The following is a 12290-nucleotide window of genomic DNA, read 5'->3' on the forward strand; positions in this document are numbered from 1 at the left end:
TGTAATAGCAATTATATAAAACCCTTTAGAAGACAAAGAGCTGTTATCTCCATAACAGCTCTTCTATACTTGTACTTCTTATTTTACACTGATAATAGAGAACATTCCAGTAACATCACTCGTTCCGTTTCCTCCTAAATTATCTACGAACTTCACCATTTGTAGTGATGTATGAACATTAGGTGTAGCATTGTCATTATGACTAGTACCTGAACTTAACTTAATTGTATTTGATTTCCCTGTTAATAGTTTATCAAAATCAGCTTTAATCTTAATCGTTGGCGCAGAGCTTCCCACTACTGCATGTGTTGGTAAGTTTAAGACTACCTCTCTATACGCATCCACACCTTGTACTATATTACCATCATTATCTTTTTCTGTTGTACTTCCTGTGTGTATAGACATCTGTTTTTTATCAGCATCGTAGAATCCTTCTATCTTAGTAAAACGATATCCTGTTCCCCATTCCCACATCATTCCAGTATCATTAGCTCCAGCGTTAGCATAAAAAAGAGGAAACTTAATTTGATTAAGAACATTTAGATCATTACGTACACCTAGACCAAATTTGATTTGTTTATACTCTCCTCTAGGGATATTAGTTAATAAGTAATTTAGTGTCTCTGTCTTTGCTTGATTCACAACAGTCGCTCCTTTATCTAAGTCATTCACATGATAAGGAATCTCTTTTCCATCATTTTTAATTAGGCGAATATTACTAATCACATATTTTAATTCAGAAAATTGATGTTCTTGCCCCTCTGCAGATTTATTAACAGTAGCAGAAGAAGAACTAGCATCACCTAGAACAATTACTTTATCCTTGAATGTATTTGTAAACTCTAAAGTCACATTATTAGCAACAGCGTTACTATCATCATTAGAACAAGAAACAACAGCTAATGAAGCTGCAAATAGTAAAAAGCTCTTTGTTAAATTTTTCATTTGTCTTATTTATTAGGTTTTATTTTTAAAAGTTTATTTTTAGAGACGTAAATACATTACGTCCCATTCTAGGGATATTACCCCAATCTGCATAAGTACTATAGTACTCATTCAGTAAATTCTCTGCTCCTACTTGAAACACTGTTTTAAAGTTTTTGATATAAAATGTGTAATCAACTGAAGCATTCCAAACCGTGTATGATGGAGTCAAACTCTCTCCGTATTCTGGACTAAAATCTCGTTGTTTCGCATCACCATTGATAGAAGTCTGTATACTAAAATCTCTGAAGAGATAGTGTAAAGACGTTTGATAACTAAATGGTCTAATGAAAGGCAAGTTTCCCTTCTCGTTATCTTGGCCTCTAGCATACGTCACACCACCTTTCCAATGCAAATCATCCATAATATGATAGTCTGCATTAAGAGCGAAGTTAAACAGCGTAGCATAGTCTAAAGAGGTATATCCTTTTACCCCTACTGATTGATAATTCATCGGACTACCTAAGCTCAATATTCTTCCGATAACATAATTCTTGATATAGAAGTAATTCACCTTAGCTTGTAGTGAAAACTTATCTCCTTTATACCCAACACTTGCATTTAACTCATTAGAAATCTCGTTTTTTAAATTAGGATTTCCGATGTAATCATAGCGATCATAACTATTGTAGATATAATATCCATAAGCTTCCGACACAGAAGGCGCTCTATGCCCATACCCTACACCAACAGAAAAATTAAATCGATTAATATCCATTTCATAACTGGTGTGTAGACTTGGTAAGAACCTTGTCTTCTCTTGTGGGCTTCCTGGATGGAAAATCCAGTTAAACTCTATATACTTTGAGTAATTATAGTTTATTCCTGCTGATCCTCCGAAATTCAGTCTATGATCATCTGAGAACTCTATCGTATTATTCAATGATACCCCTGCATAAGTCGTCGTTACCCATGGCCAACTATACGCAAACATTGTTTGTTTAGAGCGATCCTGTGGGTACATACGCATTTCTGCAATAGAGAGATTATTATAAGCGTTCAATTGTAATTCAGAAGAATACTTTCCACTTTTAAAGTTTGCTTTAGACAGTAACCCGTAAGTAGTACTCCACCCTGGCATATCCATATGCACCAAATTCTCTGGGCGTGTAGTATCATCCATATAATGCTCTATCGCATTAAAATAAGCCTTGGTATCCCAAACACGTATAAATTTGTCCTCAAATAACTGTTTATAAGATACAGAAGTAATCAATGCACGAGAAAGCCATAAATCCATTGGTAAAGCAGGGAAACCAACATCTTTAGCAACGTCAAAAATAACATCTGCTCGCAATGAAGATAATCCACCTGTCTTATAAGCCAATCCTAAAGCTGCATTAAACTTTTTGTACTGTGAGTGCTTTACCTCATCGTTATTTCCATCTTTATAATTATTCGCCTCTCGATAAGCAATACTAGCGTCACCAGCTAGTTTTTCACTTGAGAACGAAACATTACCAAGATTAAAGAATTGTTTATTATTAAACTCGAACCCACTTTGATAGGCTCCAGTCCATACCTGTCCTATCCCAAAGGCTGTAGTTTTTCGTTTAAGGTCAATACTCCCAGCCACAGTAGCTCCATGCATCCCTCCTTCTTGACCAGATTTAATATCTATAGTAGATAGATTATTACTCTCTACATAAGAAGTAACAGGGTCCATCTTATCTGTACAAGCACCAAAAATATGCATCCCATCAATAGTCAAGGTAGAGCGTTCTGTACTCATATTATTCAGCATAGGCTCCCATGCATAAGCCCCTCTTTTGATAAAACTTATTTGTTCTGAAGAAGCCAAAAACTCATCAACAGACACAGCCATTTTCATCTCTGTCTCTATTCTCTTCTTCGCTTGAACTAGCATAGAGATTTCGTCTAATACAGTTGGTATACTATCTTGTAGGCCTTTATTATCTTGTGCTACACTCGCTGTTGTAACCCCTAAGACTAATATGGTAATAAAAGGTTTCATAATAATTAAAATAAGGTATCTATATGTAGTTCACTTTTCTTGCCTTCTACACCTGGTGTAAAATCACTAGGTACATTCGTTCCCTTTAGAATACGACCATGTTGGTTTAGCATAATAAAGTTCAATGTCCAGTTACCTGTCATTGTATAGTTCACTACACCATAATAGAACTTATCCTCACGTTGTACTAGATCTTTATTATTAGGAGAAGAGTGATTCCCCATCGAAGGCTCAGGCATTCTAGGATCTAGTAATAAGGTATAATTATCAACTACCGTATAAGCATCTTTTAAACTACTATTTCCAGCATTAAGTTTATATATTCCGGCTACAAGTTCATTTTCTGCTACCTTTGGCTTTATAGGTGCAACTAATGCTATAATATAGTCCTCATTGTCAATCCCTCTAAAAGAAGTCATATTAAGGTTCTTATTGTTTTGCTTTTCAACGAAAACAAGCTGACTCGCTTTTATACTTTGATTCTTATCCTTAAATATAATCTCCACTTTCCAGTCTCCTTGAGTATTCTCTTGCGTAAAAACAGAAAAACCTTTATAGACTTTCTCTCCTTTATCATACACCATATCATATAGATTAGGGCATGACTCTATCTTCCCTTCTGCGGTAGTATAGATAGGTAAGAATGTCACTTTTGCATTCTCTACGACTTGCTTTGTAGTTGCATCAGTGATTTTTAATCTTACTTCATTATACCCTTTGTACAGATGTCCATTAAGGGCTTCTAGGCTTATTGTATAGTTGTCTTTTTGGATTGAGACTACTTCCTTAAATTCATTATGCTCAGGATTCGTAATATTACTTTCTGATTCATAATCTGTTTTATCAATAGTACAAGCTGTAGTAAACAGAAACAGTACTACTATCCACGTTAAGATTCTCATTGTTACATAAAAGTGTGTACATGACTAGGCGAATCTGTATGATTCTCTTTTATAGATCAAATCATACACCTGATCTTTTAACCCAAAATCAGTGTACAGCATTAAGGACATCATCAAGTGTATTGACAATATCATCGGTTAAACTATTTTACTTATTTTACCCCAAAAGCATACAGTAGATGCTTATCATCATAGAGATATAGACATCGTATTTCTAAGTAGATATAGAAACTCTCCTATAAAATCACTTAGCACCATGCAGTACATACCACAAAAGAGTGACACCTCATACCAAAAAGATACAACTGATTATACTGGCGTATACAGATCAATGTACTATACCAATATATGATCCACTATACATGAAATGAGATATGATTACTTACTATCTAGACCAACAATCACGTTAGGTATAGAAACAAATAATCTACTAAAATTCAATAGTTTATTAGACAGGTGGTCTAAAAAGGAAATTGTTGAAAGTATAAGTATATACACTATCAAGGCTAAAGAACGCCTTAAACGTATAATTCTTAAATAAATGAATAGATGTGTTATTTACAATATCTTGAAAATAAACAAGCTGTATTTCTGCTGAAGCAAAATTGCTTTTGCTTTTATCTTTACCTGTATCAGAAGCATTAGCCATCTCTTTAGATAGATGACACATTCCATTACATTCTAACTCTGGCTTATCTCTGTTCACACAAAGTTCATCCTTGATATAATCATATAGCACCACATATTCAACAACCGGAAGTACTGGCTTGAATAACATGAATAGGGATAATATGACGATTGCAAATTTCACGAGTACAAAATTCTAACTATTTTTTCAATCTACAAAATCTAGAATTGTTTATATAAATCAATAGCCTAAAAATGTAAATAGAAGTCCCCTATTTTCGGAGGAATAAGGTATAATTCCAAAATCCACATTAACCAAATACTGCTAAGCAATACTACTTCATAACTCCTCCATCAGTTGTAGAACTATGCTAGTGTATGTTTGTATCCCGAATTCAGATCTATTTTGTACAATTACTTATCGTTTATATGTCTATTGCATATTTTGGAATAATCATAAAAAAAACAAGCCTTAAGTATTCCTTAAGGCTTGTCTAAATTAACAACAAATGATCAATACTAAAAGTACATACTTTTGTGTTATTAAAATTATTTTCATCCTACAAAGGGATAGAATTACTTTCGTTAAATTCAGTCCACACTCTTTTCCTTTCTTTAAATTCTGGTAAATACTCTTGTCTCATATAGAAAAAACCATCCACTACAGTAGATATATTGGTCTTATATGAGGTTAAACCTATTAATAATGACTTATTAATCTTATGGTTATTAACTATCTCTTTACTCAAATCAGTTCTAGTAGACATAAAGGCGTACTCCTCCTTTATTGATTCTTTTATATATCTTTCTATGCTGCCTTTAGTCGCAACAGCTCTTTTCTTTCCTATACCTAAATACCCTTTAAGACCAGTAACACCACTACCTGGTACAAAAGCAATATGGTAGTACTTCTCTTTATATTTCTGTTTTAAAAAATATCCCATAAACTGTTTGTCCCTCTTTTTAGTGTCTTGAGTAGAATTTTTATCTGCCAATAAGTGGACTGTTGCAGCCCATAAAATCATTTTTTTATTAGAATATTCATTGTTAACTAAATAGTCAACATTTTTAGCCATCATGTAATCCCTGTCATATAACTTATAATTCATACGGTATCTAGACTCTAGATTAACTAAAATCTGTTCCCAGTACTTAAAGTATTTATCTTTAACTTCTAATTTATCTAATGATTTTTTTATTTCTTCAAATTTACTGTAAAGCACTAAAGTATCAGAAACTGGTAGTGTCTTAATTGAATATGATTTTCTTACTGCATGATTTAAAGAAGAAATAAAAATACTATCTGTGGTGATTTCAGAGATAGTTGCTTCATTTAGCTTTGTTATAAACTTTCTGAAATTTTCATCAATTTGACTGTCCAAATGGAAGAAGCTATTATCAAAACCTGTATAAATCAATGGTCTCTCTGTTTTTTGTGTTTCAACGATATAATTAAATAACTCAAGCATATCATCTGAAAGCCATACTCCACTTATTGCTCCACTTCTTAGAAAATCATCGCCTGTTACTTTTCCTTGGCTAATACTATCATTATAATACTCCTTCGAATCATATAATGGTGACTCTATCGCCAATACGTCAAAACCACATTCTTCATGAAGATATTTCACCATCTTTACTTTAGCTCTATAAGTTTCTCCCATAAAATGAGAAGACTCTCCTAGCCCAACAATACTGACATCTTTTAAATCTGACTTCAACGTAGTTAAAGATTCAAAATTAGAATTGATAAAATCTTCTTTACTTAATTCTTGTACTTGTCCAAAGGATACAGAAAGACCAAAACAGACAAATAATGTAGCTATAAATTCTCTAATCATAAATATTTCTTTTTTAAAGCAAATTCTCAATTCCTTTTTCTAGTATTAAATCTCTCTTTTCTTTTAGAGCTTGTACAGTAGGGATAACTTCTTCATCTATTCTCACACCTACTTTCTGAGTCTCAGAGCCATCAGGATAATATATACCGATACCTGAGAAAATAACTTGTATATCCCCTGGTAATATTAGAATACTGATATTACCATCTGCACCAGCTGTCTGTGTACCTATTACTTTTACATTAGGTGATGTCTGTAATCCCATAACATTAAATTCTGATGCACTCATTGTACTTTCATCTACTAGAATAGACACTTTCCCTGGATAGTAATAATTAGGATCGCCATATGTCTTACTTTCATCGTCATTTAATTTACCTAATTCATTCTTACTTGGTGTTTTATATTTAACAAAAGGCACACCTGATTGGGTAAAATATTTCATTAACTCTCCTAAACTAATAATCGGATAAGAACGATAGTCTAAGATAATCCCCTTTTTAGATTTAAAACGCGACATAATATCAGTCAACTCTCCACTCTTCAAAGCTCCAATATTGATATAACCTAGATTATTATCTAAGTCCTGATGCGAAATTAAAGGATCAGTAAAAAAAGCAAAGTCATGTAAATCAACAGTAGGTAATGATTCTTTAAAATCGCCTTGTTCACTACACAATCCTAATTCTAACTCTGCTTTATTCGTTCTCAACATAAAACTTGCTAAATTATATAGCTTAGCGTTATTATTAGAATAAGGATAGAACCCTTCTCTTTCCTGCATTATTTCTTTAACATCTCTTCCTCCGATTGTTTTTATTTCATCACCAATACGGACTTTAAACTCATCTTCTCTTTCCTTGATTAGTTCTGTGACCACTAATCTACCTTCTATAAACCTAACTTTAAGAGGTATAATCTTTAGTCCTAAATACTCCCCCATCAGCCTATCTCCTTTTGCATTAAAGAAAGAATGTCCATCCCCCAGTTCTTTAGTCAATTTCATCAGGTCCATCTTATATTCTAACTCATCTCTACTAGACAATAACTTGAAGATATATTCTTCTAATACTGTATCCCAATCTTTAGAAATCAAATTTTTATAAGGATAAAAGTATTCTATCACATTCCAATAACGAAATAGCGCTAATAAACGATAACCGTGATCATCAAAGCTAATATCTTTATAACTCTTCTCATTCTCAAAAATTGCATTACCTACATTTGGAAAAAAATCCACATAATAGTGATTGCTAGGAATTGTCAAGGACTCTTCGCCAAAACGATTTTTCCATAGTACTAATTGTTCTTGGAAGTCATTTCTTTTTACAATTGGTAATATCCTAAAGAGCTCATAATCCCAATTGTAATTACCCTTTGCGATATCTGGATGAGTATACTTAAGTCTCCCCCACACCTTACATAATTCTGCTAACCTCTTTACACTCGTCTCATTCACTTTATCCACTGTAAACTTAGAACCAGTATCAAACTCATTATCTAGTTCTGCTTTAGGAGGTGCTTTTTTAACGTTTTCTAGCTCTTTTAGATTCTTACCATCTAGTGTCACCTCAAAGTCTTTAAACCACACCTCTCCTTTTCCTTGTAATCCTCCAACAATAAAAATCGTATCTGTAGCTGTATCGAGTGGAAGCTTTACACTATACTTTTTCCAATTTGTCGTTCCTACTATCTCATTATGTTCTAGCATAGCATATTTTATAGAACTTCCTCTCTTTAAAAGATTAATCATAATCTTAGCATCACCTTTTTCAATATCTTTACTTCTAATAAGCGCAGATAGCATAAGAGTATCTCCCTGATACCCATTCGGTATTTTGCTTAACACACTACAATAGGAATGATTATCACCAAAAGATTTTATATACAGAGACTTCTCTTTTTTATTTAAGCTATCTACTACTAAACTATACTCAGTAACTCCTTTTTCTATATACCAGTTACTCTCTAAAGATTCCTTCTCATACAAATTTTGAAAGCGTACTGTCTGCTTTACTTGTGAGAAACATATCATAGGAGTTAAAAACAACAATACTTTTAAAAAAGTTTTCATTATCATATAGCTTGAGATTTAAAGTTTATCTATAGTGATAATGATTTACATATTATCAACTACCTTACTTGTTTATATATAGTACTAAATCTAGTACTAAATAACTTTTATTATCTAATAAGAATGCTAAGTTTAATAAATATGAGTGTTTTCACTCCATATGTGTTAAGAGCATATTAAAATATATAATAAATTAATCTCCTACACAATTTTTAAATCTTACCCCCAAGAGAATTAATTCTTCAAAATCAGATATCATCTTCCCAATTCTTTAGATATAATACTGTCATTTAAAGGAAATATCCAAAATATAAATGAGATGAATACCATCTCTATTCTAATTAAAAAAGAATATAATTAGATATATTTGAAGTATAATATACTCTTGTGATAATTTAGTCTACTATAGCTATAAGAGGTTAATAATCTATTTTCCTTGCACTTTCTAGGAGTTTGCTTGCACTTTCCTTGGGGTTTCCTTGCCTAGAAGGCTGTTTTGTCGAAGAAACCTGCAAGAATACCCCTAGCAATCCTCAAGCAAAACAACAGAAAACCTAAAAAAGTTCTGATCAATAGTCTAAAAAAAGACACCTACTTAATAGTGGGAATTAAGAGATAATACATAAAACCACATTATACTAAACAGACACCCCTCCATTGATAGAAATCAATGGAGGGGTGTCTGTAATAACTTACGGAGGTATAGTATCTATCGAATACTGTCCCTTATTCCTTTTCTTTTTCTCCCTTATAATTATAAGTACCATCGCTTAAACTTATTGTTCTCTTTCCGAAATTACTTGAAGCAGAGTAATTTCTATCAATAAACTTAGATTTCTTTTCATTCTTTAGGTTAATTAACCCTAGCTTATCATCTAGATAGACTAATGCTAGTCCGTAAGAGAAAGTACTTTTGATATCACTATACATAAATGGAATAACCGTTTTATTATGTATATCTACAAATCCCCATTTGTCATTCTGCTTTACAGCAAATAGCAAATCTGTTGGCAATAGGTCTGTCATGCTAGAAAACTCTTTTACGTCATCATACTGCGCAGGGATAACAAGCTGACCTTCTATATTCATAAAGCCATACTTATCATCCTTAGTCACCACAAAATAACCACCATTAGCACTGCTTACCTTGTCTACTTGGTTTATTTTCTGAGGCACTAGACTTTTATTGCTTAGTATATAATGTGCATTATCTGCTGTTATCAAGGAGTAATTATAATCTTTATTAGTATCAAATTTATCTACATTCATTATCTTTTTATTCGCAGGATCAACTAATTCCTGAGGCGACTCATCATCTTCTTCTATTATCACATAATTGTTTAGCACATTGGTTAACTTGTAATAAGTTAGAGGCAGCATTTCAAATTTGTCATTTAAATAGAAATATTGAAAATCAGTCTCAAAGAAGTAATCATTTAAAGGATAATACTTATCTGCAAGTTCTGTTATTAACTTTAGATTTGCGTTGTATATAAATGTTTTAGAATCTCTATTGACAATAAAACGAGATTTTGGCTCTTGGTTAATTAATGTTTTGACAATAGTTCTATTATACGTCTGGCTCTGGTCATAAATAACAAGCTTATCCATAGGTGCGCCAAACTCGTAATACAAATAACTAACCCCCTCTGATTTATTAAATTCAGCAGACATTTCGCTTTCTAATTCGATTAGCTTAGCTCCTACTTCACTCTTGAATTGAGCATGTACCATAGCTATATTAGCCTTAGAATAAGTCATGATATTTTCTATTTTATCCAAGCATTTCTTCAAAAAAAGATTAAACTTGTCTGGGTGCGTTCCCGCTCGTTGTGATCTATAGCTACTCACTCTTCTTTTATCTTTTAAGAGCGCTTGTATCTCGTCAAGTTCTATATCATCTGACAATGCTTTTATCAAAACTCCTTTATCAGATACTTCTACTACTTCTAGTTCTACTCCTCTATAGTTTACTTTCTGATTAACTTTAGCAGGCAGTACTACACTATCTAATTTCTGTACTGTAGAGAAAGCTATTTCTATTTCTACCTTATTGACAGCCTTACTAAGCCCTAGTTCTGGAGCAAAGTGGGTATTGATATTCTCTTTAACTTCTATATCTTGAGTAGTGCCATCGTTATAATATACTTTTTTTAGATAGATAGGAGCTTTAATATCTTCTAGCGATCGATAGATAGAAGGGTCCTGGGTCAGCTTTATAGAAAAAGAATCTTTAACTATAAAATTAGTAAACTGAATATTAGCCTTACTTAATTCATCAATAGTAGCATCGTAATCGCGTTGATTAAAGGACACTTTTAGGGGAGCTATTTTAGAGATAGAGGATGATTTATCACTGCTTTTACCAAACAAGTTCACAAACATTTTAAGCTGTTGCAAATCGCTTTTCAGTAAGTCCATATATTCTTGGTTAGTAGTAGCAGCGTTATATTTATCTAAATCAACTTGTGCTATCGCTAGTTGGTTTACTAAAAAAAATATAAGTATAGTGAGATATTTTTTCATCGAATGATTTTTAGTTCGTTTGTATTTTTATCTATATAAAACAGAAAGGATATATTCTCTATTTGATCTAAGCCTACCGCTTTTAGGTAAGTCGTTTTATCAAGAGATTCTAAAAAAGCTAATTGCCCATTAGTGCTAATGTGCAGTTTAGTAGTCTGTGCTGTCACTACCTTAAATGAATTATTAAGCATATACTTTATATAGCTGTATTCTGTATAAGATTTTAACTTCGTACCATTGTAGTTATAGGTATATTTCTCTAAAAAAGAAGGATATAATAACTGAGTGATTCTAGCGATGTTCTTATCCATAATCAGTGCTGCATAATCTGCATAGAACTGCTTTATTCGCTCTTCTAAGTTCTTTTCTTTGCGGAGATCTTTACCCTCAGACCACCCTGTTAATTTATACTCTACAGGAGCTTTTAATTGATGACTAAACTGGATGTTTTTTTTCGTATAGTCATTTGTCCCTGTATAATGGTAGTATTGTGTCTTGCCATTATTGACAATAGTATCTGTGACATAAGCTTCGTTGTCAAATAGATTGACCGTTTTTAAAAGATCGCCTTTCACATTTACATATTCAATAGCAATTTTAGCGTATGAACTCTTGGGAACCTTAGACATGACTTGCCCCTTTTTATCAATACCAGGTGTAAAGATAAAAGACAAATCAATAGGTATATCAGGGGTTAGGATATACTTATTTAGCTCAATGGTCTCGTAGCGAGAATACTTGTCTTCTGTATTTCTGGAAAGTACGGGAATGCCATCTGCAAAAATAGCAGGAACAACATTATAACACTCTATTTTTAGTAAGCAAATAATACCATCTCTGTTGACCTTTAACTCATCTGACAAATTAGCTAAAGGATTGTCCTCTACTTTTTTAAATTTGATACTTAGTTCTCCCTTAGTATTTTCGAGTACTTCAGTATCTTCTTTCACTTTTGCTGTAAAATCAAGGCGAAAAGCACGAGTGACAACTGTGTAGGTGCGTTCGTAGTATCCTTCTTCAACTATTAGATTATCAGGATAGTTTTTTTCTAAATAAGAGGCTAACCTTTTGGCTGTATTTTTAACTGAAGTATCAATAGAACACATAAAGTAATCTTTATAAAAATATACCTCCTTAATAGGTATATTATTCCACTGCCCTTTATCATTAGACTTAAAGTAACTGTTATTATGATCAAAAGTATTCGCTTCATACAGTTTCTTATAACTATCCAATGTTGTAATCTTATCTAGTATAACGGGTGACTGAGCCATTATAAAAGAAGGAAAAAGGAAGATGAATAGCAATAATATTGATTTAATAGAAGTATTGAAAATATTCATTTCTTTAATTTGTTAATG

At 32.4% G+C, this 12290-nt stretch carries 8 protein-coding genes; all 8 read right to left on the reverse strand.

Annotation, left to right across the window (positions count from 1 at the left end; genetic code table 11):
* Nucleotides 1-78: 78 nt before the first annotated feature.
* The gene (locus MPR_RS09510) at nt 79-945 is read right to left on the reverse strand and encodes an MbnP family protein (protein WP_041891984.1); all 867 of its coding nucleotides are present in this window, start codon (nt 943-945) and stop codon (nt 79-81) included.
* A gap of 25 nt (nt 946-970) precedes the next feature.
* Nucleotides 971-2959: a TonB-dependent receptor domain-containing protein gene (locus MPR_RS09515; protein ID WP_041891986.1), complete on the reverse strand. Its 1989-nt coding sequence runs from the start codon at nt 2957-2959 to the stop codon at nt 971-973.
* A gap of 5 nt (nt 2960-2964) precedes the next feature.
* Entirely contained in the window at nt 2965-3861 is an 897-nt protein-coding gene (locus tag MPR_RS09520) for a hypothetical protein (RefSeq protein ID WP_041891988.1), read from the reverse strand.
* A 448-nt stretch (nt 3862-4309) separates the two neighbouring features.
* Complete coding sequence (locus MPR_RS09525; protein WP_041891990.1) at nt 4310-4639, reverse strand: hypothetical protein; 330 nt, start codon at nt 4637-4639, stop codon at nt 4310-4312.
* A 409-nt stretch (nt 4640-5048) separates the two neighbouring features.
* Nucleotides 5049-6329, reverse strand: a complete 1281-nt coding sequence (locus MPR_RS09530) for an erythromycin esterase family protein (protein WP_041891993.1) — start codon at nt 6327-6329, stop codon at nt 5049-5051.
* A 13-nt stretch (nt 6330-6342) separates the two neighbouring features.
* On the reverse strand, nt 6343-8409 hold the full coding sequence (locus tag MPR_RS09535; protein ID WP_041891994.1) for a S41 family peptidase: 2067 nt from the start codon (nt 8407-8409) through the stop codon (nt 6343-6345).
* A 720-nt stretch (nt 8410-9129) separates the two neighbouring features.
* Complete coding sequence (locus tag MPR_RS09540; RefSeq protein WP_041891995.1) at nt 9130-10929, reverse strand: WG repeat-containing protein; 1800 nt, start codon at nt 10927-10929, stop codon at nt 9130-9132.
* Entirely contained in the window at nt 10926-12272 is a 1347-nt protein-coding gene (locus MPR_RS09545) for a hypothetical protein (RefSeq protein WP_041891998.1), read from the reverse strand. The genes MPR_RS09540 and MPR_RS09545 overlap by 4 nt, the downstream gene beginning before the upstream one ends.
* Between the last annotated feature and the right edge of the window lie 18 nt (nt 12273-12290).

This window comes from Myroides profundi (assembly GCF_000833025.1).
Taxonomy (GTDB): domain Bacteria; phylum Bacteroidota; class Bacteroidia; order Flavobacteriales; family Flavobacteriaceae; genus Flavobacterium; species Flavobacterium profundi_A.

Bases quoted from the DNA above. Each gene is read 5' to 3' on its own strand.
- MPR_RS09545 (WP_041891998.1), bottom strand. From the start codon at position 12,272: ATGAATATTTTCAATACTTCTATTAAATCAATATTATTGCTATTCATC.
- MPR_RS09510 (WP_041891984.1), bottom strand. From the start codon at position 945: ATGAAAAATTTAACAAAGAGCTTTTTACTATTTGCAGCTTCATTAGCT.
- MPR_RS09520 (WP_041891988.1), bottom strand. From the start codon at position 3,861: ATGAGAATCTTAACGTGGATAGTAGTACTGTTTCTGTTTACTACAGCT.
- MPR_RS09540 (WP_041891995.1), bottom strand. From the start codon at position 10,929: ATGAAAAAATATCTCACTATACTTATATTTTTTTTAGTAAACCAACTA.
- MPR_RS09530 (WP_041891993.1), bottom strand. From the start codon at position 6,329: ATGATTAGAGAATTTATAGCTACATTATTTGTCTGTTTTGGTCTTTCT.
- MPR_RS09515 (WP_041891986.1), bottom strand. From the start codon at position 2,959: ATGAAACCTTTTATTACCATATTAGTCTTAGGGGTTACAACAGCGAGT.
- MPR_RS09525 (WP_041891990.1), bottom strand. From the start codon at position 4,639: ATGTTATTCAAGCCAGTACTTCCGGTTGTTGAATATGTGGTGCTATAT.
- MPR_RS09535 (WP_041891994.1), bottom strand. From the start codon at position 8,409: ATGATAATGAAAACTTTTTTAAAAGTATTGTTGTTTTTAACTCCTATG.